Annotated in this window: 27 protein-coding genes; 16 read left to right on the top strand and 11 right to left on the bottom strand. The window is 43.1% G+C overall.

The window, feature by feature from the left end:
• The first annotated feature begins 1 nt into the window (after position 1).
• A complete protein-coding gene (locus BMW86_RS17355) occupies positions 2-733 on the top strand; it encodes a pyridoxine 5'-phosphate synthase (protein WP_089782986.1) in 732 nt (243 codons plus the stop codon).
• Between the two features lie 97 nt (positions 734-830).
• Here BMW86_RS17355 and porQ read toward each other — a convergent pair whose 3' ends face one another.
• The 5 genes from porQ to BMW86_RS17330 all read right to left on the bottom strand — a co-directional run bounded on the left by porQ (position 831) and on the right by BMW86_RS17330 (position 7,561).
• Positions 831-1,871, bottom strand: coding sequence for a type IX secretion system protein PorQ (gene porQ / locus BMW86_RS17350; RefSeq protein WP_089782985.1), 1,041 nt, complete (start codon positions 1,869-1,871; stop codon positions 831-833).
• A gap of 169 nt (positions 1,872-2,040) precedes the next feature.
• Positions 2,041-4,443: an endopeptidase La gene (lon, locus tag BMW86_RS17345; protein ID WP_089783712.1), complete on the bottom strand. Its 2,403-nt coding sequence runs from the start codon at positions 4,441-4,443 to the stop codon at positions 2,041-2,043.
• Positions 4,444-4,628: 185 nt separating this feature from the next.
• Positions 4,629-5,246, bottom strand: coding sequence for a porin family protein (locus tag BMW86_RS17340; protein WP_089782984.1), 618 nt, complete (start codon positions 5,244-5,246; stop codon positions 4,629-4,631).
• 58 nt (positions 5,247-5,304) lie between these two features.
• Complete coding sequence (locus BMW86_RS17335) at positions 5,305-6,195, bottom strand: hypothetical protein (protein WP_089782983.1); 891 nt, start codon at positions 6,193-6,195, stop codon at positions 5,305-5,307.
• A gap of 106 nt (positions 6,196-6,301) precedes the next feature.
• Entirely contained in the window at positions 6,302-7,561 is a 1,260-nt protein-coding gene (locus BMW86_RS17330) for a metallophosphoesterase (RefSeq protein ID WP_089782982.1), read from the bottom strand.
• A gap of 244 nt (positions 7,562-7,805) precedes the next feature.
• Here BMW86_RS17330 and BMW86_RS17325 point away from each other — a divergent pair, with 244 nt between their 5' ends.
• The 9 genes from BMW86_RS17325 (at position 7,806) to BMW86_RS17285 (ending at position 15,304) form a co-directional block, all read left to right on the top strand.
• Entirely contained in the window at positions 7,806-8,486 is a 681-nt protein-coding gene (locus tag BMW86_RS17325; RefSeq protein ID WP_089782981.1) for a metal-dependent hydrolase, read from the top strand.
• Between the two features lie 77 nt (positions 8,487-8,563).
• The gene (locus tag BMW86_RS17320) at positions 8,564-9,385 is read left to right on the top strand and encodes a ParA family protein (protein ID WP_089782980.1); all 822 of its coding nucleotides are present in this window, start codon (positions 8,564-8,566) and stop codon (positions 9,383-9,385) included.
• The gene (locus BMW86_RS17315) at positions 9,369-10,301 is read left to right on the top strand and encodes a ParB/RepB/Spo0J family partition protein (RefSeq protein ID WP_089782979.1); all 933 of its coding nucleotides are present in this window, start codon (positions 9,369-9,371) and stop codon (positions 10,299-10,301) included. The genes BMW86_RS17320 and BMW86_RS17315 overlap by 17 nt, the downstream gene beginning before the upstream one ends.
• A gap of 49 nt (positions 10,302-10,350) precedes the next feature.
• On the top strand, positions 10,351-10,980 hold the full coding sequence (locus BMW86_RS17310; RefSeq protein ID WP_089782978.1) for a DUF5683 domain-containing protein: 630 nt from the start codon (positions 10,351-10,353) through the stop codon (positions 10,978-10,980).
• 36 nt (positions 10,981-11,016) lie between these two features.
• Positions 11,017-11,727: a 4-hydroxy-tetrahydrodipicolinate reductase gene (gene dapB, locus BMW86_RS17305; protein WP_089782977.1), complete on the top strand. Its 711-nt coding sequence runs from the start codon at positions 11,017-11,019 to the stop codon at positions 11,725-11,727.
• 85 nt (positions 11,728-11,812) lie between these two features.
• The gene (locus BMW86_RS17300) at positions 11,813-12,229 is read left to right on the top strand and encodes an RrF2 family transcriptional regulator (RefSeq protein ID WP_089782976.1); all 417 of its coding nucleotides are present in this window, start codon (positions 11,813-11,815) and stop codon (positions 12,227-12,229) included.
• A gap of 156 nt (positions 12,230-12,385) precedes the next feature.
• Positions 12,386-13,069, top strand: a complete 684-nt coding sequence (locus BMW86_RS17295) for a phosphoadenylyl-sulfate reductase (RefSeq protein WP_089783711.1) — start codon at positions 12,386-12,388, stop codon at positions 13,067-13,069.
• 58 nt (positions 13,070-13,127) lie between these two features.
• Positions 13,128-14,036, top strand: a complete 909-nt coding sequence (gene cysD, locus BMW86_RS17290) for a sulfate adenylyltransferase subunit CysD (protein WP_089782975.1) — start codon at positions 13,128-13,130, stop codon at positions 14,034-14,036.
• A gap of 20 nt (positions 14,037-14,056) precedes the next feature.
• Positions 14,057-15,304, top strand: a complete 1,248-nt coding sequence (locus tag BMW86_RS17285; RefSeq protein ID WP_089782974.1) for a sulfate adenylyltransferase subunit 1 — start codon at positions 14,057-14,059, stop codon at positions 15,302-15,304.
• An 80-nt stretch (positions 15,305-15,384) separates the two neighbouring features.
• Here BMW86_RS17285 and BMW86_RS17280 read toward each other — a convergent pair whose 3' ends face one another.
• Positions 15,385-16,341, bottom strand: coding sequence for an NAD-dependent epimerase/dehydratase family protein (locus BMW86_RS17280; RefSeq protein WP_089782973.1), 957 nt, complete (start codon positions 16,339-16,341; stop codon positions 15,385-15,387).
• A gap of 222 nt (positions 16,342-16,563) precedes the next feature.
• On the opposite strand from BMW86_RS17280, the gene kdsA reads away from it, so the two are divergent.
• The gene (gene kdsA / locus BMW86_RS17275) at positions 16,564-17,391 is read left to right on the top strand and encodes a 3-deoxy-8-phosphooctulonate synthase (RefSeq protein ID WP_089782972.1); all 828 of its coding nucleotides are present in this window, start codon (positions 16,564-16,566) and stop codon (positions 17,389-17,391) included.
• A 67-nt stretch (positions 17,392-17,458) separates the two neighbouring features.
• Positions 17,459-17,857 (top strand): hypothetical protein, encoded by a 399-nt coding sequence (locus tag BMW86_RS17270; protein ID WP_089782971.1) that lies wholly within the window; start codon positions 17,459-17,461, stop codon positions 17,855-17,857.
• Positions 17,858-17,936: 79 nt separating this feature from the next.
• On the opposite strand, the gene BMW86_RS17265 is transcribed toward BMW86_RS17270, so the two are convergent.
• On the bottom strand, positions 17,937-18,158 hold the full coding sequence (locus BMW86_RS17265) for a PspC domain-containing protein (protein ID WP_089782970.1): 222 nt from the start codon (positions 18,156-18,158) through the stop codon (positions 17,937-17,939).
• Positions 18,159-18,333: 175 nt separating this feature from the next.
• Here BMW86_RS17265 and BMW86_RS17260 point away from each other — a divergent pair, with 175 nt between their 5' ends.
• Entirely contained in the window at positions 18,334-20,610 is a 2,277-nt protein-coding gene (locus BMW86_RS17260; protein WP_089782969.1) for an aconitate hydratase, read from the top strand.
• A 91-nt stretch (positions 20,611-20,701) separates the two neighbouring features.
• On the opposite strand, the gene BMW86_RS17255 is transcribed toward BMW86_RS17260, so the two are convergent.
• On the bottom strand, positions 20,702-21,784 hold the full coding sequence (locus tag BMW86_RS17255) for a DUF4421 domain-containing protein (protein ID WP_089782968.1): 1,083 nt from the start codon (positions 21,782-21,784) through the stop codon (positions 20,702-20,704).
• A gap of 46 nt (positions 21,785-21,830) precedes the next feature.
• Positions 21,831-22,322, bottom strand: coding sequence for a metallophosphoesterase family protein (locus BMW86_RS17250; RefSeq protein ID WP_089782967.1), 492 nt, complete (start codon positions 22,320-22,322; stop codon positions 21,831-21,833).
• Between the two features lie 80 nt (positions 22,323-22,402).
• On the opposite strand from BMW86_RS17250, the gene purU reads away from it, so the two are divergent.
• Positions 22,403-23,266, top strand: coding sequence for a formyltetrahydrofolate deformylase (gene purU / locus BMW86_RS17245; protein ID WP_089782966.1), 864 nt, complete (start codon positions 22,403-22,405; stop codon positions 23,264-23,266).
• Positions 23,267-23,305: 39 nt separating this feature from the next.
• Here the strand turns inward: purU and BMW86_RS17240 are convergent, their stop codons facing one another.
• Positions 23,306-23,911, bottom strand: coding sequence for a hypothetical protein (locus BMW86_RS17240; RefSeq protein ID WP_089782965.1), 606 nt, complete (start codon positions 23,909-23,911; stop codon positions 23,306-23,308).
• Positions 23,912-24,014: 103 nt separating this feature from the next.
• Complete coding sequence (gene hutG, locus BMW86_RS17235; protein WP_089782964.1) at positions 24,015-25,007, bottom strand: formimidoylglutamase; 993 nt, start codon at positions 25,005-25,007, stop codon at positions 24,015-24,017.
• A 113-nt stretch (positions 25,008-25,120) separates the two neighbouring features.
• Between hutG and BMW86_RS17230 the strand changes: the two genes are divergently transcribed.
• Entirely contained in the window at positions 25,121-26,440 is a 1,320-nt protein-coding gene (locus tag BMW86_RS17230; RefSeq protein WP_089782963.1) for a C10 family peptidase, read from the top strand.
• Between the two features lie 45 nt (positions 26,441-26,485).
• A complete protein-coding gene (locus BMW86_RS17225; protein WP_089782962.1) occupies positions 26,486-26,941 on the top strand; it encodes a hypothetical protein in 456 nt (151 codons plus the stop codon).
• Positions 26,942-26,978 lie beyond the last annotated feature (37 nt).

Here is a 26,978-nt window from a genome sequence, read left to right as displayed (position 1 = left end):
CATGACCAAGCTTAGTGTAAATATCAACAAGTTTGCTACCCTCCGTAATGCACGGGGCGGCAATATGCCGGACATACTTAAAGTAGCACAGGATTGTGAACGATTTGGCGCTGATGGCATTACCGTACACCCCCGCCCGGATGAACGCCATATACGCTACCAGGATGTGAAAGACCTGAAACCACTGGTAACTACAGAATTTAATATAGAGGGATATCCGTCTAAGGATTTCATGGACCTGGTGCTGGCTGTAAAGCCTCATCAATGTACACTGGTACCTGATCCGCCTGATGCGATTACTTCCAATACCGGCTGGGATACTATCAAGTATCAGTCTTATCTGAAAGATGTAATCGGTACTTTAAAGGCTGCAGGAATCAGGGTATCTATTTTTTTAAATGCAGATGTGAGTAAAGTGGAAGCGGCTAAAACCGCAGGAGCAGACCGCATAGAATTATATACCGGCCCTTATGCGGAAGAGTATGCAAAAGCGCGTACACAAGCACAGAATTTCCAGTTATTCAATGATTACAAGAATACCGCAAAAGCTGCTACTGCTATTGGATTAGATCTGAATGCAGGGCATGATCTGAGCCTGGATAATTTACGCTTCTTTAAGCTGCATATTCCACAGTTGAAGGAAGTTTCTATTGGCCATGCACTGGTTTGTGATGCGATTTATCTTGGACTTGAGAATACAATACAGTTGTATAAAAGAGAGTTGATAGATTAAAAAAAATTATTGAATGAGCTAAGCTCATTCAATAATTTTTTTAAGTTTTTTTTGCAGGGCTCCGCCCTGCACACCAAAATTTTGAAAGTTATTTTTTCTAGAATACGCCCCACTCTTTTAGTGGAACATTCACTCCTAACTGATTAAGCGCTGCACTGCGCTGGTACCATGAACGGGTATAGCGTAGTTGCAGTTTGCGTGTAATAACGCCTAAACCTGCGGAGAAACCGCTTAACCCTTTTTGCTGAGCTGTTGCTAACTCCTGACGTCTTAAATGATTGTACCCTGCTGTAAACTCTATATAACGGCCTATCTCCCACTGTGCTGCCAGCACAAAATGCCGGAAGATCTTATCTGCTGTTTTATTACCGGCTTTAGTTGTATCTCCGTTTGTAATGATAGTGCCTTCTTCAAAGCCGGGATCTGCGTAACGAACGTCGAACTGATAGACGTGATGTAAAGTGGCTGATAATTGTAAAGGAATATGTTCCAGTTTTTTAGAAATCCCTATCTGTAAGTCGAATGGTAAAGGTTCCTGTGAACCTGCGACGTAGGTGCTTAATTGTACCCCCATGTTCTTTGCTACAAATCCTGCCTGCCATTTATGAGTAGTATCCTGGTAAGTGAGCCCCACATTTACGCCTAAACCGGTAGAATGATATTGCTGGTAACCTGATTGTATAAATTGTAAAGTGATACCGTAATGCCATCTTTCCAGATATTGACGGGACATGGTAAGTTGCACGGACATATCCCGGGGTTTGAAAGCTCCCTGGATATTACCGGATGCATCTGTTTGAGTAACAGTACCATAGTTGATGTATTGAATACCGGCTGCAAATGTTGTCTGTAAACGGCTGGAACGATAACCAAACAGGCAATGTGCGTACTGCACATCTGCGAAGTAATTGGTGTAGTTCATTTCCAGGTGCTGGTGCATGCTTTCTCTGAGTAAAGCCGGGTTTAATGCGGATAAGGCGATATCATTATTCTGCTGACTCACATTTGCGTTTCCCAAAGCCGCCAGTTGAGGAGCTACGGGAAGATCCAGGAAAGAAAATACGCTCTTTCCTCCCAGTACCTGTGCGGTACATGGCTGTATGTATAGGAATAAAAATAAGATGTTAATCTTCCACATGCTGACATAAAACTAATTAATAATAAATAATATTAATGAGCCGGGGGAAAATTAGCATACACAATAAAGCCACTCTGCCCGAAGGAAGAATGGCTTTATTTTAAACCCTTAAAACAATCAACATAAACATACGATGCAGGTCACAACTGTAACAACCTGCATTGAAGTGTTACTTCTTTAATAACGCTATATCGATCACTTGGTTCATTTCTTTTACAAAATGGAACTTTAACCCTTTAATATGCTCAGGATTTAATTCCTTGATATCTTTTTCATTCTGCCAGCAAAGGATAATTTCCCGGATACCCGCCCTTTTGGCAGCCAGGATCTTTTCCTTGATCCCTCCTACCGGTAATACCTGTCCACGCAGGGTGATTTCCCCTGTCATTGCCAGATAAGATTTTACCTTTCTTCCTGTAAATACGGAAGTAAGTGCGGTGAGCATGGTGATACCTGCGCTGGGACCGTCTTTAGGCACTGCCCCTTCCGGTACGTGTACATGCACACTACGCTGGTACATCATCTTGGGATCGATATTGAACTGAGCGGCATTAGCCTGTAAGTAGCTGAGGGCCGTAGTTGCAGACTCCTTCATCACGTTACCAAGGTTCCCGGTCAGTTTCAGCTCTCCTTTTCCTTCACTCAGACTGCTTTCTATAAAGAGGATATCTCCTCCTACGTAAGTCCAGGCCAGGCCAACAGCTACACCAGCAGGGTTACCTACTTTGTATATTTCGTTGGAATAGCGTGGTTTACCCAGTATTTTCTCTACATGTTCTTCTGTAAGGCTATCCGGCACTTCTTCTTCCAGTGCTACATCTTTTGCAAGGGAGCGCATAATGGAAGCCAGTTGGCGGTCCAGTTCACGTACACCGCTTTCACGGGTATAGTCCTGGATGATCCTGTCCATTACGCTGGTGCTGATCTTCATCTTCAGAGATTTCAGACCATGTGCATCTTTCTGTTTTGGAACAAGGTGGCGTTTGGCGATTTCTGCTTTTTCTTCAATGGAATAACCACTGAGATCAATGATTTCCAGGCGGTCGCGCAGGGCCGGACTGATAGCATTGATGTTATTGGCAGTAGCGATGAATAATACCTTGCTGAGATCATATTCCAGCTCCAGGTAGTTATCATAGAAGGTACCATTTTGTTCGGGGTCCAGTACTTCCAGCATGGCAGAACTTGGATCTCCACGCTGGTCGCTGCCTATCTTGTCTATCTCATCCAGGATCATCACCGGGTTAGAGGTTTTTACCTTACGGATGGATTGCAGGATACGACCGGGCATAGCACCGATATATGTTTTACGGTGTCCGCGGATTTCGCTTTCATCGTGTAAACCACCAAGGCTCAAACGTACATATTTACGACCGATGGCACTGGCAATAGAGCGTCCGAGAGAGGTTTTACCAATACCCGGAGGGCCTACGAAACAAAGGATAGGAGATTTCATATCCCCTTTCAGTTTCAGCACGGCCAGGTATTCCAGTATCCTTTCTTTAATCTTATCCATGCCATAATGATCATTATCAAGGATCTTTTTGGCTTTTTTAAGATCGTAGCTATCCTGGGTATAATCCTGCCAGGGCAGGTCCAGCATCAGGTCTAAGTGATTATATACCACAGAATAATCGGGAGTGCTTGGATGCATACGTTCCAGTTTCTCGATTCCTTTGCGGAACAGTTCTGCAGCAGCTTCTGTCCATACTTTCTTTTCCGCTTTGCGTTGCAGTTCTTTTACTTCACGGTCGTTGGAATCACCACCCAGTTCTTCCTTAATGGATTTCAGCTGTTGTTGCAGGAAGTATTCCCGTTGCTGTTTATCCAGGTCTGCTTTGGTTTTGTTGGTGATTTTGTTTTTTAACTCTGCCAGTTGCAATTCCACCTGCAGGAGTTTCAATAACAGTTCTGCTCGGGTGCGCAGATTATTGATTTCCAGCAGTTGTTGTTTTTCCTTCAGGTCGCAGTTAAGGTTGGAGGAAACGAAATGCACGAGGAAGGAAGCGTTCTCAATATTCTTGAGGATAATGCTTGCTTCGGATGGCAGGTTTGGAGAGAGTTGAATGATTTGTCCTGCCAGGTCTTTGATAGATGAGATATACGCATCAAATTCCGGATCATCTGTCACTATTTCATCGTTCAGTATCTCTATACGGGCTTTGAAATAAGGATCTTCGGAAGCTATTTCACTGATCTTAAATCTCTTGCGTCCCTGTATGATGATAGTAGTACCACCATCCGGCATTTTAATCAGCTTCACGATACGGGCAACCGTACCTACATCTGCCAGATCAACTATATTAGGGTCCTCTATTGTACTGTCTTTCTGTGCTACAACGCCAATCAGTTTGTCGCTTCTGTAAGCATCATTGACTGCCTTAATTGATTTGTCTCTGCCAACGGTGATAGGTAATACAACACCGGGAAAAAGTACAGTATTTCTTAAAGGTAAGAGTGCCAGTTCATCGGGTATTTTATCGTCTTCCTGCCCATCCCCATCTTCATTTAAAGGGATTATTGGCATGAATTCCATCTCTTCTTCAGAATTATTTAAATAAAATCTGTTCATCTGCATAGTTTAATTCAGAAAGTGGCCAATTTGTCAGACCATGGCCTATCTTTTCCTTTTATTTATAAGCACAGGTATATTGTCAAGTTTAATGCCATTTGTATATACGTAATAACTATAGGTCTAATAAAAAAAGCGTCCCGGACAATTTGCCGGGACGCTTTCTATAATTTATGTGATAAGTACTATAATGTTACCCCCACGCCTAACTGGATAGCCTGGTTTTTCCAGTTACCGGTGTTAGACACGTCCTGTACACTTCTTACGTCGGTAAAACCAACAATGTAACGGGCACTGATGTTTACGATTGGCAGCTGAATCCATAAGCCGGCAACACCGGAAATGTCTCCGCCATTGAATGCGTCATCGGCACCTTTGAATACATTCTTGTTACTCACCAATGCACTGAACTGAGGTCCGACCTGCAGTTTGATGCGTGGAGTTCCCAGAGAGAAGTTAGCCAGCAGGGGAATACTGAGATAGTTCAGTTTAATCTTTTTGTTTTCATTTGAAGGGTCGTTCAGATTGTCCGGGTTATAAATCTGACCGAAATCATCGGTTGTTTTAGTCTGGGTAGATGAGAAGATCAGTTCTCCCTGTACACCAAAGCCTTTTGTGAGGTTGATCTGTGCAAAACCACCCAGGTGATATCCCAGGTTAAATCCATCCTTGTAACCTTTACCATCCAGTTTACCAAGGTTTGCACCTCCTTTTAAACCGAATCTTAAAAATTTGCTTTGGGCACTAACAGTAGAAAATGCAGTTACACTGAGTACTGCCATTGCGAAAAACAGTTTTTTCATATAGCGTTTTTTATGTGCTACATATTATATCAAATTCTATGCTAAGTTTATTTATATATTACTTTATTGAGAATCCAACCCTTGCTGTGAAGTATCCCATCAGGCTCTTATCCGTTCCCTGAAAGGGTCTGAAGACTGTATAAGAAGGAGCTATGGTAAATTTTCCTATTACGTAAGAAACATTGAGGGTAAAGTCCAGGGCCCGTACTTCGAAGCCGGTTTTGTTACTGCTGGAGAGTTGAAGTGCATCCCTCATAATTTCAGGACGCTCTTGTTTATCGTCCCATTTCAGTTTGGGAGAGCGGGAGATATACTGGAATGCTTTGAGGTTACTGTAATAATGTGCTGTTCCCATGGTAAGGCCAAAGGAAGGGGTTATCAGGAAAGCGTCATCCGCTTTTATAACATCCATAAAGATAAAGGGATGTCTGACGGCGGCTACTATGTTCCAGTCATTCCCGGAAACATTACGGGTAGCAGGTCCTATTTTTTCTTCTTTGCTACCCCAGCCAAAATCCAGGCTAATGCCGGGCTGAACCCACCACTTGCGGTAATAGAAGTATGCAAACAGTTCATTATTAATAGGTGTGGCCGGAACGTCTGAAGAATCAGAGAAGATATACCTTGTATAAGAGATCCCTGTAAGGAAGTTCCTGTTTTTGGAATAGTCGTACCCTGCGGAGAAATCCCATTCAAACCAGGGATCGCCGATGGCATCAAAAAGGTAGTAAGCACTGGCGGTGCCATAGAACCCGCTTTTATGGTAGTATCCAACGGTAGGTGTGACGAAAGTCTTCATCACAATTGGACGGTCTTCGTTGCTGGCAACGACTTTACTTCCATAGGCAGGGTTATTACCGTAGCCTACCCCGATCATGAATTCACTTTTCTCCCGTTTACTCAATAGGGAATCCAGTTGCTTTTCAAGTTCGGCAAGGGACTGGCTCATAACAGCCTGACTACACAACAGAAATAAAACAAAACAAAGGCAGCGATGCATGCACGAAGCATTTTACTTATGCCCGCAAGATAAGAGAAAAGTTTGAAGGTTTTAATTATACGAGGTCGATTACCGTGATTTCGGGTAAAATGCCCACACGACCCGGATAACCCAGGAATCCAAAACCCCTGTTTACGTACAGACGCTGGTTTCCTTCTTTGTAGAGGCCGGCCCATTCTTTATAGATGTATTGGGCAGGGCTCCATCTGATTCCGGGAATTTCGACGCCGAACTGCATACCATGGGTATGGCCAGCCAGGGTAAGATCGATATCCGGGTACTCTGTTCTTACCTGGGCATCCCAATGGGTGGGATCGTGAGATAATAATATTTTAAAGGGCAGGTGAGATGCACCGGCGTATGCTTTCTTCATGTCCCCATATTTAGGGAAACGATTCATGGCACTCCAGTTTTCTATGCCCAGCAGTGCGATCTGCTCTCCTCCCCTGTCCAGGGTAACATGTTCGTTCATTAGCAGACGCCAACCCAGTTGTCCGTGCAGGGCTTTTACTTTTTCCAGGTTTTCGGTGCGTTGTGCGCTGTAACCGTTGGCGTCTTTGTCTGGCCAGGCGTAATAATCGCCATAGTCGTGGTTACCGAGGGTAGAATATACGCCCATAGGCGCTTTTATCTGGCTAAAGGAGTCCATGTGGTTATCCATTTCCAGTGCGCGGTCATTTACCAGATCGCCTGTAAAGAATATGATATCTGCCTTTTGGGCTTCGATAAGGGCAATGCCTTTGGCAACGGCTTCTTTGTTACTTAAGCTACCGGAGTGAATATCAGAGATTTGCACTATTCTTAGTCCTTTAAATGCCGGTGGCAGGTTTTTAAAGGACAGTTTGATTTTATGGACCCGGTAATTGTAGCGGTTGGTGATACCATATAATATGGTAGCGAACAATCCTCCACCCATCAGCAGGGCAGCCTGTGTTAAAAAGCGGGAGCGGGTGATATTGCTGATATCGGATGACACGGCAGCACCAGATGAGAACTTTTTGAAGGTCCACTGTACTCCTCTTCTTACATCATCCAGCAGCAGGAATACGGCTACCAGCAATTTGGCGAATACGACGCCGAAGATGACGGTAAGGACAAAAGAGCGGGTATTTACGGGCCAGTCCTGCCAATTGAGGTAGGGTAGCGACACTATAGTAAACAGTATGAGGGCTGACAAGGTCCAGTATATACTGAAAACTATTGTCCGTGTACGTCCGGATGAGTCGCTGAGGATACCTCTAACGGCCATGAAAACATAGATATCGAGTAAAAGCAATATTGCTACCAGTATAATCGTATTCTTAAATCCCCGCATGATTTTTTATTTGAGCCAGTTGATTTGCGTTAAAGTCAGCATGATCTGATGACGATTTATGATAGCCAATATTGTACCTTTGTGCGACAATTTTTCGTTTTAAGGAAGAAATACGGTTAACTAATTAATTATTAACAAATTAACAATTGCGTACATCTGCTGTTGTGAATAAATAAATATACCCCTGCACCTTAATTTTACCTAATCGTTGTACTTTTGTCTGACTTGGTAAAGATACTGATATATGAAATTTACTTTTTACGGTCATTCCAGCTTTGCAGTAGAGATTAAGGGTAAGAAGATAGTTTTTGATCCGTTCATTACCCATAACGAACTGGCCAAGTCTATAGATATCAATAAGATAGAAGCCGATTATATTTTCATTTCTCATGGCCACGATGATCATATTGCTGATCTTGTTGTCCTGGCCAGACGTACCAATGCAACGGTTGTTGGGTCTTTTGAAATTACAACCTGGTTGGGGAAACAGGGGCTGGAAAGAGTGCATCCTATGAATACGGGAGGAAAGTGGGTGTTTGATTTTGGTACAGTGAAGTGTGTGGTTGCTCATCATTCCAGTGGTTTACCGGATGGTTCATATGGTGGTAATCCCCTTGGATTCCTGTTTACGACAGAAGAAGGCAATTTCTACTTTGCAGGAGATACGGCCCTTACGCTGGACATGCAGTTGATTCCCCGGTTTGCAAAACTGGACTTTGCAGTGTTACCGATAGGAGATAATTTTACGATGGGTGCTGAGGATGCTATTGTAGCAGCCGAATTTATTCAGTGTAAGCGCATTATAGGGGTTCATTACGATACATTTGGTTATATTAAGATAGATAAAGAGAAAGTGACACAACAATTTGCCCAGGCTGGCTTAGAGTTATTGTTACCGGCAATTGGAAGCAGTATCGATTTGTAAGAAAAGTATATATTACATGGATTGTTCCATGGCCTTTTTATTATCCTATAGTAAACCTAAGAAATACCTAATCACAAATGGCAAGAGTAATCGCAATCGCTAATCAGAAAGGTGGGGTAGGGAAAACTACCAGTGCTATTAACCTGGCAAGCAGTCTGGCTGTGCTGGAATATAAAACTTTACTGGTAGATGCCGACCCACAGGCTAACAGCACTACCGGTTTGGGTTTTGACCTGCGTCATATACAGCAGAGCTTATATGATTGTATGGTGAATGATGTGCTTGCAAAAGATGTGGTATTAGAATCAGATACCCCGAATTTGAAAGTATTACCTTCTCATATTGACCTCGTAGGCGCTGAACTGGAGCTTATTAACCATCCGAACAGGGAACAGGTGATGAAGCAGGTGATAGATGCCGTTAAGCATGACTATGATTTTGTTATAGTTGACTGCTCTCCTTCCCTGGGTCTGATCACGGTAAATGCCCTAGTGGCATCTGACTCGGTGATCATCCCGGTGCAATGTGAATTCTTCGCACTGGAAGGTTTGGGTAAGTTACTGAATACAATAAAAATCGTACAAAGCCGTTTGAATACCCATCTGGAAATAGAAGGTATCCTGATGACTATGTATGATGGCCGTTTACGCCTGAGCAACCAGGTGGTAGATGAGGTGAAGCAGCATTTTGAGGAAAGCGTGTTTAATACCATCATTCACCGTAATACCAAACTGGGTGAAGCGCCTAGCTTTGGTAAATCCGTGATTATGTATGATGCCGCCAGTACAGGGGCTATTAACTACCTGAACCTGGCTAAGGAAATACTGCAGAACAACAATTTTACACGTATTAACCAGGACGATAAAATATTAGCAATTAACGATGAGCAATCCGAGTAAGGGCAATCCTAATAAAAAAGAGGCGCTGGGGAAAGGGATCCGCTCGCTGCTGCAAAACATTGATACTGATCTGAAACAGACTACCGTAGCCCTGGGCGAACAGGTAGTGGCACAGGCTACGGGCATTGAACGTATCCCGCTGGACCAGGTAGATGTGAATCCAAAGCAGCCGCGCCGGGACTTTGATGAGAAGGCTTTACAGGAATTGAGCATGTCCATTTCACTGCACGATGTAATACAACCTATTACAGTAAGCAGGGTGGGCCCCAAAAAGTACCAGCTCATAGCAGGTGAAAGGCGTTTACGCGCCAGTAGAATGGCCGGTCTGAAAGACATTCCGGCTTATATCCGTCAGGCCAATGACCAGGAACTCCTGGAACTGGCATTGCTGGAAAACCTGCAACGTGAAAATCTGAATGCCATAGAAATTGGTCTTTCTTATAAGAGACTGATGGACGAATGCGTATTTACGCAGGAACAGGTGGCAGACAGGATGGGTAAGGAAAGAAGTACAGTTACCAACTATATCCGTCTTTTAAAGTTACCACCAGATGTACAGGTGGCTGTGCGTAACGGGCAAATCAGCATGGGTCATGCCAGGGCGCTGATTGCAGTGGAGAACATTGAGAAACAACTCTTTATCTTTAACGAGATCATTCAAAACGGTCTTTCCGTTCGTCAGACGGAAGAACTGGTGCGCAAAACCAGCCATATAGACAAAGGCAACGTTAAGAAGCCTGTGAAGAGCGTGTTACCACCAGCCTACCAGAAAATAGAAGATCACCTGGCGACTCACTTTGCGACTAAAGTAAAACTGGACAGAGGTAAGAATGGTAAGGGAAGTGTGGTGATCGAGTTTTATTCCGATGAGGAACTGGATAGCATATTAGAAAAAATAGATTTATACGGTGGCTAAAAGGTCCGGGAATATACTTTTTACTTTATTGCGCATTTGTATCCTGGCTATGCCCATGCTATGTCTGATCCAGTCTACATTGCTGGCACAGGATAGCACCAAAGCGGCCTATCTGCGGAAACAACAGCCGGACAGCCGGAAAGACAGCAGCAAGCTCTTTATTAAAAAAGACAGTACTGCTGCCATTGTTGAAAAACCTGTGCATAGCCCACGCAAGGCTGCACTTTATTCTGCCGTGTTACCAGGTCTGGGACAAATATATAACCGCGAATACTGGAAACTTCCTCTTGTTTATGCTGCACTTGGTATCACTACCGGTACTTTTATCATTAATATGAGAGAATACAGGACTTACCGCAATGCCTACCGTATCCGAATGGACGGTAATGCGGATACCCATGATGCATATGAAGGACTATACAGTGATGCTTCCCTGAAATATTTACGGGACGGATACCGGGAGTACGTAGATTATTCCGTACTCGTATTTGTATTAGCCTATGGGCTGAACATTGCAGATGCTACTGTATTTGCTCACCTTCGCTCCTTCGACATGTCTGATGATCTTAGTATGAAGGTTGTACCTACGATTATCGATAACAGGTCTATTGGCCTGAGTTTACGTATAAGCATAGGCGGAAAGAAGAAGTTCAACAATGCAATGGCTATAGGCCGGTAATTACCTCACTCTGCAAATCACAACACTCTATATATTATGAAGATAGCGCTTATTGGTTATGGGAAAATGGGAAAAGCTATAGAAAAAATAGCTATTGCCAAAGGCCATGAGATTGTACTCCGTACTAATAGTCAGCAGCCATTGGAAAAGGAATTACTGAAACAGGCAGATGTGGCGATTGAGTTTACAGGGCCTGAAACCGCTTACCATAATATATTAAAGTGCTTTGAGGCAAATGTACCGGTAGTTTGTGGCAGCACAGGCTGGCTGGACGCTTTACCTGCTGTGAAAGCAGTATGCCTGGAGAAACATCAGGCTTTCTTATACGCCAGTAACTTCAGCGTAGGTGTAAACATCTTCTTCGAGATCAATAAACGCCTGGCAGAACTGATGGGCAGACAACTCCAATACAATGTGGTGATGGAAGAAATCCATCATACACAGAAAAAAGATGCCCCAAGCGGTACTGCTATTACACTGGCTGAACAGGTGATGGACAAGGTAGGCCGTAAAAAGCTATGGGTAAATGAAGTGACCAATCAACCGGATGAACTGGCTATTATCTCCAAAAGAATAGATCCGGCCCCTGGTACCCATATTATTACATATACATCTGATATTGATGATATTACGATTTCTCATACGGCACATTCCCGGGAAGGTTTTGCTTCCGGCGCTGTAGTAGCTGCAGAATGGTTAAAAGATAAGAAAGGGATTTTCAGCATGAAGGATGTACTAAGCCTGTAAGACAGGAATGACGTAAAAAGCAGTTATCTTTGCGTAATCTTCACCGTATTCACAAAACTTCAGGGAGGGATGCAAATCATTCGATATGTTGTCTAAAAAAACACAATACGCTTTTCACGCGCTCATACACCTGGCCGAAAATGCAGATAAAGGACCAATTTTAATTTCTGAAATAGCTCAGGAAAAAAGTATTTCCATCAAATTCCTGGAGAATATCCTGCTGGAATTAAAGAATGCTGGTATTCTGGGTAGCAAAAAAGGAAAAGGAGGTGGTTATTACCTGCTGAAGCCGCCTAAAGAGATCGCCCTGGCCAAGATCATCCGTTTACTGGATGGCGCCATTGCCCTATTACCATGTGTAAGTCTGAACTACTACGAACGTTGTGAAAATTGCCGGGACGAGGCCGTTTGCGGATTAAATGACGTGATGGGTAAAGTTCGTGACGCTTCACTTAAGATACTGGAAACCAAAACATTAAAAGATATCCTGACTAGAGATTAATCATTTTCCCCTACCCTCTTTGCTACTCCACAATGAGGAACATTTGTAATTTTTTTCAAAACAGTCTATCTTTTTTATAGGTTTTATGTAATTTTGTTCCTACAGCGGAAGCATGAGTGGTAATGCGTCATGACTGTTATAGCTAAGGAAGTTTACATGGAAAACATTAAAGCAGCATTGGAAGGCCTTGACGCAGCGGCCGCCATGCGATACCTGGTAGAACAATTCCCAGGTGCCGTGGCATTCTCCACTTCTTTCGGGCAGGAAGATCAGGTAGTAGCGGATATGATATGGCGGGCAGATTTACCCATCCGGGTATTTACACTGGATACCGGCCGATTGTTCCAGGAAACTTATGACCTGATGGATCTTACCCGCGCCCGTTACAAAAAGCCATTTGAAGTATATTTTCCTGAAACAGCTTCAGTTGAGAAACTGTTGCTGGAAAAGGGTCCTAATAGTTTCTACGAATCGGTAGAGAACAGAAAAGAATGCTGTCATATCCGTAAAGTAGTACCACTGAACCGTGCCCTGCAGGGTGTGAAGGTATGGATTACCGGCCTGCGTGCTGAACAGTCGGAAAACCGGCAGGGACTGGAAGCCCTTGAATGGGATGAGGCCAGGCAGATGTATAAGTACAATCCCCTTATCCACTGGACTTACGATGATATGATGGACTATATTAAAGCGCAGAAAGTTCCTTACAACAAACTGCATGATAAAGGTTTCATCAGTATAGGCTGTGCATCCTGTACACGTGCAGTTGAACCTGGAGAACATCCACGCGCCGGCAGATGGTGGTGGGAATTATCCAAGAAGGAATGTGGGTTGCACGGCTAAAATTATTTAATTATTTTTCAAGATGGTCTGTGAACAATGGCCATTTAAATTAAGATATATGACCAACAAAATACAGTGGGAGTTTCCGCAGGCATTGGAAGATGAGGCCATCTATATTTTACGTGAAACAGCGGCACAGTTTGAAAAACCTGCCATCCTGTTTTCAGGTGGAAAGGATTCTATCACACTAGTACGTCTGGCGCAAAAAGCTTTTTATCCTGGTAAAGTACCATTTCCCCTGTTACATATTGACACCGGGCATAACTTCCCGGAAACAATTGAGTTTCGTGACTGGCTGGTGGAGAAACTGGGACTCGAACTAATCGTAAGAAATGTACAGGACAGTATCAACCAGGGCAAAGTACAGGAAGAAACCGGTAAGTATGCCAGTCGTAATGCACTACAAACCGTTACCTTATTAGATAGCATCGAAGAGCTGAAGTATGATGCCTGTATGGGTGGTGCCCGCAGGGATGAAGAAAAAGCCCGTGCCAAGGAAAGGATCTTCTCTGTAAGAGATGAATTTGGTCAGTGGAATGCAAAAATGCAACGTCCCGAGCTGTTTGATATGCTGAATGGTAAGATTCATCTGGGTGAAAATGTGAGGGTATTCCCTATTTCTAACTGGACAGAACTGGATGTATGGAATTATATCCGCAGGGAAAATCTCCGTATCCCCTCTATCTATTTCTCTCATGAAAGAGAGATTATTGAAAGAGATGGTATGTACTGGCCTACCTCTCCTTTCCTGAATACTTCTGAGGATGAAAAACCTTTCCTTCATAAAGTACGTTTCCGCACGGTAGGAGATATGACCTGTACCGCTGCTGTTGCGTCTGAAGCAGATAAACTGGAAGATATTATTGCTGAAATAATGGAAGCCAAAATTTCTGAAAGAGGTGCGCGTATCGATGATAAACGTTCCGAAGCCGCCATGGAAAAGAGAAAACAGGCTGGTTATTTTTAAACTAATTCAAAAAATTAAACATGGAGGTTTTACATATAACCACTTCGGGCAGTGTAGATGATGGTAAAAGTACCCTGATTGGCAGGTTACTCTACGATACACAATCTATTCCCCAGGATAAAATGGACGCATTACATGCTGCCAGCAAACGTAAGGGACTGGATTTTACCGATCTGTCTCTGTTAACAGATGGTCTGGTAGCAGAACGTGAACAGGGTATCACCATTGACGTAGCGCATATCTACTTCTCTACCCCTAACCGTAAATACATTATAGCTGATACCCCGGGACATATAGAATACACCCGTAATATGGTAACCGGTGCATCTACTGCACAGGTATCCCTGATACTGATAGATGCCCGTAAAGGTATTGTGGAACAAACCTACAGGCACTTCTTTATTGCTGCCCTGCTGCGTATTCCTTACCTGGTGGTGTGTGTGAATAAAATGGACCTTGTAGAATACAATGAAGCACGCTTTAACCAGATAGTGGAAGATTTCCAGCAAATGGTGGCCAGCGCTTCTTTCCAGGCTCCTTCTATCAAGTTCATTCCAATTTCTTCTTTATATGGTGAGAATGTGGCTGGCAGATCTGAAAAGATCGGCTGGTACAAAGGTGAATCCTTACTGGAATACCTGGAGCAGATCACTTTTGATCATGCAGACAGCACTCATCCAGCCCGTTTCCCGGTACAATCCGTGATCCGTCCGATGACCAAGGAGTTTCATGACTTCCGTGGCTTTGCCGGTAAAGTGGCCAGTGGTCATTTTAATGTAGGTGATGAGATCATCTCCCTGCCATCCCAGCAGAAGAGCAGGATTAAAACTATACAGCAGTTTGAAACACAACTTTCTATTGCAAGTGCCCGTGAAAGCGTGGTAATTACGCTGGAAGACGAGATTGATACCAGTCGTGGCAGCATGTTGTCTAAAACAGACAATGTACCTTCCCTGCTGAAAGAAATCACGGCGCAGGTATGCTGGATGGACCAGCAAAAGCTGGTGCCTGGTAAAGCATATTTACTGCAGCATGGTATTAACCGTGTGAAAGCGAAAGTACAGCAGATCAATCATGTGATTGATGTGACTAACAACAAGATAGTAGAAGATAAAAAGGAACTTGGGCTGAATGATATCGGGAAGATTACGTTGAAAACAGCACAGCCAATATTTGCAGATTCTTATCACGTGAACCCGGCTAACGGTGCATTCATACTGGTAGATGAATTCAGCAATGCAACTGTAGCGGTAGGATTTGTAGAATAGTATATCTATAGAAAATATAAACCCCGGTCATGCATGACCGGGGTTTTTTGTTTAGATCAGAATGTTAATTTTCAGGACAGTTATTTCTGCAGTGTTTCCGGTAGGTTTTTTAGCATGTCTACCGTCATTTTTTCCAGACAGTATTCCGGTTTCCAGCCCCAGTCGTTACGGGCCAGTATATCGTCTATGCTCTGTGGCCAGCTGTCGGCAATCTGCTGACGATAGTCTGGTTCATAGGTGATAGTAAATTCAGGAATATGTTTTTTGATCTCCGCTGCGATCTCTTTTGGAGAAAAGCTCATGCCACCCAGGTTATAGGATGAACGTACGGAGATGCGTGATTTATCTGCTTCCATCAATTCTATGGTAGCACGGATAGCATCCGGCATATACATCATAGGCAGGTATGTGCTTTCCTTCAGGAAGCAGTTGTATTTTTTCTCTTCCAGCGCTTCGTGGAAGATTTCAATAGCATAGTCCGTAGTACCACCACCGGGAGCAGATTTATAGCTGATCAGACCAGGGTAACGCAGGCTGCGTACATCCAGACCATAGCGGTGATTATAGTATTCGCACCAGCGTTCACCTGCATATTTGCTAATACCGTAGATGGTAGTAGGCTCTATGATGGTGTGCTGAGGTGTTGTTTCTTTAGGAGAATTGGGACCGAATACGGCAATGGAGCTGGGCCAGTAGATTTTGTCTATACTCTCTTCCTTAGCGATGTCCAGTACGTTCAGCAGGCTTTGCATGTTGATATGCCAGGCCAGGAGCGGGTTCTTTTCACCGGTAGCAGAAAGGATGGCAGCCAGCAGATAAATCTGGGTAATGTTATGACGGATGACCAGCACATGCAGCTGTTCCTTATTCATTACATCCAGGGTAACATAAGGGCCGGTACCTTTCAGCAGATCATGCTCCTCTCTGAGGTCGGAAGCAAGTACATTGGCATCTCCATACATTTTTCTCAATGCCAGTGTCAGCTCAACACCAATCTGCCCACAGGCACCAATAACCAGTATCTTATCTTTCTTCATGCTTTCTTCAGGATTTCAGAACGTAATATTAACTGCTTCTGGTAGAATATGAACAATCTCTTCCAGCGGATGACAAAACACTAACAATCCGGTGTAGTGCGATATTATTAACAGTGGCTTACACCTTTCCGCATTACAATATTATGACAAAAGCATTGTATCAGAGTGGTCATGCTAATACAATTCGAATAGTATAACTTTGCATTCTCAAATACAAAAATCATGTCGTCAATAGAAAATTTGAAGTCACTATTCAAAGAGCAATACAATCCTGATAATTTTTTCCTGATCGCTGGTCCGTGTGTGGTAGAAGATGAAGCATTGCTTTTTCACGTGGCTGAAAAAGTATCCGGCATCTGCAAGCGTTTAAATATTCCTTATATATTCAAAGCATCTTACCGTAAGGCCAACCGCACAAGCATACACTCTTTCAGTGGTGTAGGTGATGTGGAAGGACTGGACCTTGTACAGAAAACAGGACAGGTATTTAACCTGCCTACTACTTCTGATATTCACTCTGCAGCGGAAGCTGCCATGGCAGCGGCCTATGTGGATATCCTGCAGATCCCTGCTTTCCTGTGCAGGCAGACTGACCTGTTACTGGCAGCAGGTGAAACCGGTAAGTTTGTGAATGTGAAGAAAGGACAGTTCCTGAGTGGAGAAGCGATGAAGTTTGCGGTGGAAAAGATCAGACAGTCTGGTAACGAGAAGATATTATTAACTGAGCGTGGTACTACTTTCGGCTATCAGGACCTGGTAGTGGATTACCGCAATATTCCTATCATGCAGGAGCATAAAGTGCCTGTAATCATGGACTGTACGCATTCCCTGCAGCAGCCTAACCAATCCAGCGGTGTAACCGGTGGTAATCCCAAAATGATTGGTACTATCGCTAAAGCGGCTATAGCTACCGGTGCAGACGGGTTATTCATAGAAACACATCCGGACCCTTCCTGTGCAAAATCTGATGGCGCCAATATGCTGCATCTGGATCTGCTGGAAGGATTACTGGAAGACCTGGTAAGGATACGTGAGGCAGTAAGGAAATAGTAAACGGTTTGATTTTTGGGTGTTAGTTTTTCGTAAATTCATAACCGACACCCAAAAATATAATTCCATGATCAACTTACATGATGTAAAAGCAGGAGACACCGTTCTGGTGAATTACGAAGGCAATACAGTTGAAGGCCAGGTGCTGGAAGTGAATCGTGAGGACAAACAGGTTTGTGTACAAACCGGTGAACAGGAATTCTGGTATGATCTGGACGCGCTTTATGCTATCCCACTGAATGAGGATCAATTGCTTAAGCTGAAATTCAGGAAAGAAGGTACTGAGAATGGTAACGGACGCATATACGTACGTGGGCCCTTTTCTGTTAAACTGTATGAATTAGGAAATGGTCAGCCAGCTACCCGCCTGGACTACCGTGATGAACATCGTGAGATTAAGGAGTCTATCACAGTTAACCAGTTACAAAATCATTATCATGAAATGACCAATTTTCACCTGGAATAGGCGAAAAGGACTCATTTTAAAGAAAAAAGCCATCAGCGATATTGTATTGCTGATGGCTTGTTCTTTTATATAACTGGTATTATAAGTACCGGAGTGGGTTCCTGCGTGCGTTGAGGATGTAATTCTTCATATTCACCCAAAAGGCCATAATCATATAAACAATTATGGGTGAACCCATTGTGAGAAAAGAAGTATAAATAAAAAACAGACGGATGCGGGAAGTTGCTACTCCCAGCTTATTGCCGATAGCTGTACAAACCCCAAAGGCCTGCCACTCCACGAAATCTTTTAGTCTGTTCATATGTCAAATTTATCGCAATATGATGGCAAAAACAACTATTTGTTGTGTATGGTATGGAGCTTGTGGGAAGCTGCCGGTTTGGTGTTTATTGACAGCCGGCTACATATCTTTTAAAAACTTGTTGTTTTTAATTAATTTTGCGGTGCATTTTCTAACCGGTCTTAAATTATTTTTCATGGTGTTTGATATTGAAATGATTAAAAAAGTGTATGCGGCTCTGCCGGGTAAGGTGGAAGCTACCCGTAAAATGCTGGGACGCCCGCTGACACTGTCTGAGAAGATCTTATATGCTCACTTATTTTCGGCCACTACTACGGCTTTTGAGCGCGGAAAGTCTTATGTGGAGTTTGCACCGGATCGCGTAGCGATGCAGGATGCGACTGCGCAGATGGCTCTGTTACAGTTCATGACATGCGGACGCGACCAGGTAGCTGTTCCTTCTACCGTACACTGTGATCACCTCATTCAAGCCAAGACAGGTGCTACTGAAGACCTGGCAACGGCTGTAGACACCAACAGGGAAGTATATGATTTCCTGTCTTCTATCTCTAATAAATACGGTATCGGTTTCTGGAAACCAGGTGCAGGTATCATTCACCAGGTAGTATTGGAAAACTATGCTTTCCCTGGTGGTATGATGATTGGAACTGACTCCCACACTCCAAATGCAGGTGGTTTAGGTATGCTGGCAATCGGTGTTGGTGGTGCTGATGCAGTGGATGTAATGGCGGGATTAGCCTGGGAACTGAAAATGCCCAAACTGATAGGTGTAAAGCTGACAGGTAAACTGAGCGGCTGGGTTTCTCCTAAAGACGTAATTCTGAAAGTAGCTGGTGTACTGACTGTTAAAGGTGGTACCGGTTGCATCGTTGAATATTTTGGTGAAGGTGCTGATAGCCTGAGTGCTACCGGTAAAGGAACTATCTGTAACATGGGTGCGGAAATAGGTGCTACCTGCTCTGTATTCGGTTACGACAGCAAAATTGCTGATTATCTGAAGGCTACTGAACGTGCTGAAATAGCTTCCCTGGCTGATGGCGTAAGAGAACATCTGCGTCCGGATGCTGAAGTATATACAGATCCTACTAAATATTACGACCAGGTTATTGAAATTGACCTGAATGAGCTGGAGCCACATGTAAATGGTCCGTTCACTCCGGATTTAGCATGGCCTATCTCTAAATTTGCACAGGCTGTAAAGGAAAACAACTGGCCTGAGAAGCTGGATGTAGCCCTGATCGGTTCCTGCACCAACTCTTCTTACGAAGATATCTCCCGTGCAGCATCTCTGGCAAAACAGGCTATCGACAAGAATCTGCCTGTAAAAGCTGAATACACTATTACTCCGGGTTCTGAGCTGGTTCGTTTTACCATCGAAAGAGACGGATTCCTGAATACATTTGAACAGATTGGCGGTGTGGTGCTGGCAAATGCCTGCGGTCCCTGTATCGGTCAATGGGCACGTCATATAGACGATCCTAACCGTAAGAACTCAATCATCACCTCTTTCAACCGTAACTTTGCGAAGAGGAATGATGGTCTGGCAGCTACACATGCTTTCGTAGCTTCTCCGGAGATAGTAACGGCACTGGCTATTGCCGGTGATCTTACCTTCAACCCGCTGACAGACAAACTGAAGAACAAAGATGGTAAGGAAGTAATGCTGGATGAACCATCCGGTTATGAACTGCCTATAAAAGGTTTCTCTGTAGATGATCCTGGTTACCAGGCACCTGCTGCAGATGGTAAAGGCGTTCAGGTAATAGTATCTCCTACCAGCGACCGTTTACAACTGCTTGCCCCGTTCTCTGCATGGGAAGGTACTGATCTGAAAGGTCTGAAACTGCTGATCAAAGCGAAAGGTAAATGTACTACTGACCATATCTCTATGGCAGGTCCGTGGTTGAAATACCGTGGTCACCTGGATAACATTTCCAACAACATGCTGATTGGCGCTATCAATGCGTTCAATGATAAAACTGATACCGTTAAGAACGAAATCACCGGTGAATATGGTGCTGTACCAGCTACTGCCCGTGCTTACAAAGCCGTTGGTGTTGGTTCTGTAGTAATAGGTGATGAGAACTATGGTGAAGGGTCCAGCCGCGAACATGCTGCAATGGAACCTCGTCACTTAGGCGTTCGCGCTATTCTCGTTAAATCTTTTGCACGTATCCACGAAACCAACCTGAAGAAACAAGGTATGCTTGGTCTTACCTTTGCTAACAAGGATGATTACGATAAGATACAGGAAGATGATACACTGGATATCGTGGGTCTGACTTCTTTCACTCCTGGTGTTGGTCTTACAGTGATTGCAAATCACAAAGACGGTAGCAAGGATGAAATTCCGGTAAACCATACTTACAATGAACAACAGATACAGTGGTTCAAAGCAGGTGGTGCGCTGAATGTAATTCGTGCTGAAGCAGCAAAGAATAAGAAAGGTTAATCTTTCTTTGAGATATAAATAAAAGACCCGTTCCGATATCGGAACGGGTCTTTTATTTTGGTTTATAGGGCTTCGCCCTGCACCCAATTATTTAGAATAATTTCTTCTTCAGTTTAAATCTTCTTGCTATACTGATCCTTAAATCCCCCGCTCCTATTCTCTGATAAGTATCGGGTACAGGTGAGTTACTACGTGTAGTGAAATTCATATAGTGAATGCCCGCGAAGTAGCGTTTGGAGTTATATCCTATTGAGATACGTTCTGTGTTATTCAGTTGTAGTCCGAATTTACCAATCTTTTTATCTGTCCTGATTAAACTTAAACTGCTGTAATTAGTACCTATACTGCCGGTAAGAGACAGTGTAAGAAAGAAATGCCTTTTATATACAAACGTGTATGCATATCCTGCGCTGGCAGCCAGACTAACAATACCTGTGCGGTCAAAACGCCGGTTATTAAAGAAATCTTCTTTGGAAAGCCTACCGGGAATAATAGACGAATCTGCCTTCATCCTTACACCAAACAACTCTGCTCCTATAAGGAATGAACCGGCACTTTTCTTCTGGTAATCATTTTGCAGATAAGCTGCCCGGTAAGAGAACTTGCTATCGTTAAATACATATTGAACACCCAGTCCCAGCGTGAGATTATGGATATCCGGTCTTACCGGCACTTTGGTCTCTGGAGTAAGCGTATTTAATCCATTTAATAATCCTTTGGAACTGGAGATATAATATCCTTTGTAAAACTGTGCATAAAGATCTACAACCAGCTTACGTGCATAAAAATGGCTCTGCAAATCCAGTCCTCTCGTTTTACCATACTTATCCTCCTTATTAATGAAGGGCAGGTTAAAAGCAAGGTTAATGCCCAAAAACTTATAATTGACGCCAAAACCAAGGTTAAAAGGGGTATTAGGACGGTATAATACTTCCTGATTCCTCTTACTGTCCACGATATCGTAGTAGTTATATTTCCGGCTACCGAAAACCCGGAAGGTGATATCCTTTGTATGATCTTCTATGTAGCTGGAATCGTTATCCGTCTGGAACCATCTGATGGCTTTCTTTACAGCAGGGGGTGTATTGGATGGCAGAGGGATATCCTTTGCCTGACCCAAAGCTGAAATGTATAGACACAGGCATCCCGACAATAGAGTGAGCCATTTCCTCATGTGCAACAGTTGTAGATAAGTAAAGTGCGAACGGCGTGCCCCGTTATTATTTAGGCAATTCAATGACTTCCAGATTGCTGATATTTCCCTCAGACAACTCAAAACGTAACAGTGTTTTTACTTTATGCCAGCCCTGCTGGCCACATGCCCCCGGATTCATATGCAACAACTTTAGTGCAGGGTCCGGCATTACTTTCAGAATGTGGGAATGCCCGCAAATAAACAGTTTGGGGGTATTTTTCAACAATAGCTCCTTAATACCGGGAGCATATTTGCCTGGATACCCGCCGATATGTGTGATAAACACTTCTACTCCTTCCAGATTAAAAGGTAAGTGTTCCGGATAACGTACCCTCAGATCTGCTCCATCTATATTCCCGAATACCGCCCTGAATGGCTTGAATCCTTCGAGCTGGTCTGCCAGCTCTATGTTCCCGATATCTCCTGCATGCCATACCTCATCCACCTTATCAAAATATTTAAATACCTGCGGATGCAGATAGCTATGTGTGTCTGACATCAACCCAATCTTCTTCATATTGCAATATATAACCAAATGTAAAATAATAAAAAGCTGATTACATTTAGTTATTTTACAAACGAATATATCCCTGTTTTATGCAAACTGATATTACCGGCAAGTTATTGATCTGCTGTCCCGACCGGCCGGGTATTGTTGCCGGTGTATCCCAGTTCCTTTATAACTGTGGTGCAAATATTCTGGATGCCAGTCAGCATAGTACTGATCCCCGCGAAGGATTGTTCTTTATGCGTATGGCATTTCAGTTGGAAAAAGCAGACATTACCCGTGAGCAACTGGAAAAAGATTTTCAGGAGAAAGTAGCAGGGCCACTGAAAATGGACTGGCATATCGATTATACAGATCATAGGAAACAGATGGCCATCATGGTATCGAAATATGATCATTGCCTGATGGAATTGTTACTAAGATGGAGAAGCGGGGAATTACCGGTGGATATTCCTTTAGTGATTTCCAATCATAAAGAATTACAGCAGCTGACAGAAGACTTTGGCATTCCTTTTCATTATTTACCGGTAGATGCGGGCAATAAAGCTGTGCGCGAACAGGAAGCCATTCAGTTAATTAAAAATGCGCATGCTGATTTCATTGTGCTGGCGCGTTACATGCAGATCCTCTCTCCTGCTTTTGTAAGTGTTTTCCCCGGGAAGATCATCAATATACATCACTCTTTCCTACCTGCTTTTGCGGGTGCGAATCCTTACAAGAATGCCTATACGCGAGGAGTGAAACTGATTGGTGCTACAGCACATTATGTAACAAATGATCTGGATGAAGGACCGATTATCGATCAGGATGTGGCGCGTGTAAGTCATAAACATGCGGTGAGTGACCTGGTAATGCTGGGAAGGGATATTGAGCGGCAGGTGTTAACAAGAGCGGTAGTAGCGCATATTGAAGATAGAGTGATTGTGCATGGGAATAAGACAATCGTATTTTAAAAAGAAAGCCTGATGTTTGAACATCAGGCTTTCTTTTATTTAGTCGTTTTTCTTTCTGATGAACTTACCCAGACCTTTACCGGCTGTTGCGTAAGACTCTCTGATACGAACACCTGTATCATAATCATAACCACCAAAAGTTCTGCCAGGACAATCATCCACAGTCAGTTTCGCAATTACTGCTTTGGTAGCTGAATCGATGATCCATGCTTCGCCATCAATAGAGGCATTTTTACGGGAAATCATGATATTGTAACCTGGTTCTACAAACTTGGTTTTAAATATCAGGGTATACTTGGCTGTAGGGAATTCACCGGATTTAATATCACCACTGTTCTCTGTGAACAGTGTATTAAATTGTGGTTCAAACCTTTCTTTACGATCTGCTTTCCAGGCTTTCTCCCAGGTGTCTCCTTTTCCTGGTTCTTTCTTGTTGTACTCTGCTTTCTTTTTGTTGATATAATCCTGTTCGTCGGCAAATTTACCAACGGCTACATGATCATACTCAAATACAGTGTTGATTTCTGTTTGTCCTTTGAGAGCTGCTACATCGCCCTCAATTAACTTAACTTTTTGTGCGTCTGCAGTGACAGACATGCATGCTGCGATTGTAAGTGCAGCAGCAGATTTGAGGATTAATTTCATGCTATACAGTTTATCAGACAAATATAATTATCAGATTCATATCCTGTGCATATTTATAAATATTTGCGGGAACTACGTAATAGCTCAACTGAGGTTTATATCTCTAGTTTACAACTTCGAATAACAGCGCGGCTCCAAGTTTCGCTGTACGGTTATCTATATCAAATTCAGGATTCAGTTCTGCAATATCGAGTCCTGCGAGCTTTCCGCTTTGTAACAGTGTGCGGTAACATTCCAGAAAAAGGCCATCGGGTCTTATACCGTTATAGGCAGTAGCGCTAACGCCAGGGGCAAATGCTGCTGCGAAAACGTCGAGGTCTATGGTGAGGTAGATCTGATCTACTTCTTTGATGAATTGAGAGATGGCTGCCTGTAGTAAAGTACGATCCTGTAAGTGGAAAGCATCAGCATCTACGTACTGTGCATCCAGCTCTCCGGCGATACGGAAAAGTTGTTGTGTATTGCTGTTTGTCTGAATACCTAATGCGAGATAATGAAAAGGGCGCTCCAGCTCTTTGCAGTATTCTGCCAGTTGCCAGAAACCGGTACCAGAAGTACTTCCTTCCTCTCCGGGAATCCTTAAATCGAAATGTGCATCTATGTTTAGCAGGCCTAATTTTGCAGATGATTTGTTGATATGCAGATGTGCATATAATGCCTGTGCATGTCCATATGTGATCTCATGTCCACCACCTAATAATATAGGCAGATAACCAGCCTTTTTTATAGCCAGTACAACTCCGCATAATAGTTCATGTGCGGGTTCTAATGCCTGCTCATAACACACTACATCTCCCCCATCTATCAGTACTAACTCCTTAGTATCAAAATGAACAGGGAAGTTAGAACAGGCATTCCTTAATGCTGCCGGTCCGGCAGCTGCACCTGTACGTCCTTTGTTACGCCTTACCCCTTCGTCGGATGCAAAGCCTAAAAAAACGAACCCTTTCTGGCCAGGTTGTAAGACGGGGAACTTTTCGCCTCCCAGTACATTCACTGGTATTACATGCTGGTGCCAGCGAAATGTTTCTTCGTCTGTACCGTCTATCCGGCCCGTCCATGCAACCGGTGGGCGGTAAAAGTTTGTCGTAATCATAATCTATAAACAGGTGTAAAATATCTTGCTAAATTGGAACAAAAAACTGAACGAATTAGCGTTAATTATACAATTAATGCTTAACTTGGAATTGAACCCTAAATTAATAACCCATGAGATATTCCTACTATTACTGTGCATTATGCCTGCTTTCTATTTTATTTTACAGCTGCCAAAAGAATGAGAAAGTAAGAATAGAAAAAATAGACATTGGCCCAATTGAAAATCACAAAGTTACGTTAGAACAGGCAAAGAATATAGCTAAATTAAATTCGCTATATACTAAGGTCCGCGAAGGTAATGACTTACCCTCCCAAAGAAGTGGTATTGCTTTGGCAAGAATTGCCCCAAAAGAAATTAAAGATGCAAGAAGTATTGCAGGCAATACTGCCGATGCCGATTACTACATCATCAGCTATCAGGATAGCGGTTTTGCTATTGTATCCGGAGATGACAGACTGATGCCAATAGTGGCCTATTCAGATAAAAATTCTTTCCCTATTATTGAAAACGGCCATTACCCTACAGGTTTAGTCGGTTGGTTAGCAAAATTATCGGATACTGTTAAAACCATCCGGACTAAAAACATAGGTCAGGATTCAGTGACCAAACATGCTTGGGAAGAGATCCGGTTATATAGTGAATTATCAAAGGACAATGTCAGATCTACTGCGGATCTGTCTGATGCAAGAGTTTCGTTATATCATGTTGCATGCACCAAGCTGAATGCAACCACATCGGTTACAAATGTAGCTGGTCCCTTTTTATCGTCAACATGGGGGCAATGGGACGGATATAACAATACACTTACATACGCCAATTGTTCCGCCTCTTCCAATGGCATGCCCCCTTCTGGTTGCGTAGCTACATCTACAGGACAAATAATGAGATATTATACATGGCCTACTTCATATGATTGGGCAAACATGCCATTAACTTATGGTACAAATACAACCTCCAACTTATTGAAAGATATAGGAGAAGCTGTTGATATGGATTATGCCTGTGACGGGTCAAGTGCCTCCACCTCCAACGCAGCATCGGCCCTGGTTAACAATTTTAATTACAAATCTGCTTCTTATAATTCGACATATAACTATGCAACTGTTGAATCAGAATTATTTGGTGGACACCCGGTAATTTTATCAGGTGGTTCAATAAGTAAATTCCTGTTTTTTAATGTATACTCAGACGGTCATGCATGGGTGTCAGATGGAGTGACAGAGGTAATCTATTATAAATGTATTGCGTATATCCCGGTAGACGACATTTCAGGTTTATGGTGGGACCAGACTGCAACTTATTTATATTTCCATATGAACTGGGGCTGGAGTGGACAGTATGACGGCTGGTATGGCTTCAATGCCTTTAATCCGGGGAGTTATACGTTTAATTATAAACCTGCGATGATCACTAACATCAGGCCCAACTGATAAATGATGAACTGCTTTTATTTAATAATATCAGCTGTCTTTTTAATGTCCTGTTTTAAGTCCGGGTCACAAGGCGGCATTCTGAGGGATGTCGCTACTAATATTTCATACCATAAAGATGGACATGCCATATTAGGTCCTTCAAATGCTTTATATACAGCTGATAATATAAAAGTCTATTATCTTCAGAACGGAGAAAAAAAAGAAGTTAAGGAGGGAAACCTGGATGCATCAAAGGGTTTTCTGATAATGAAAGATGATAGTACCGGTTTAAATTATCTGAAGTTATATCCTAACACACAATTGGAAAAGAATAGTAGTACTCCTACTACGCTCATACAATTCGGAAATGATTTTACAGATACGGTTGTTTGTAAAATAAACCAGCCGAATAATAAATCATATATCGTGACCCGGGTTTGGTATAACAGCCAGATAAAATGGGATAAGGATACTTCCCCCCGGCATTATCTGATACGTTTTTTTACGGTAAATAAATAAAAGAGAGGGGTATCGTACTTTTGAGTGACGATACCCC

It is taken from the genome of Chitinophaga sp. YR573 (genome assembly GCF_900110995.1).
Lineage (GTDB): Bacteria > Bacteroidota > Bacteroidia > Chitinophagales > Chitinophagaceae > Chitinophaga.
The sequence above is the reverse complement of the archived record's forward strand: the minus strand, read 5'-3'. Positions and strand labels throughout refer to the sequence as shown.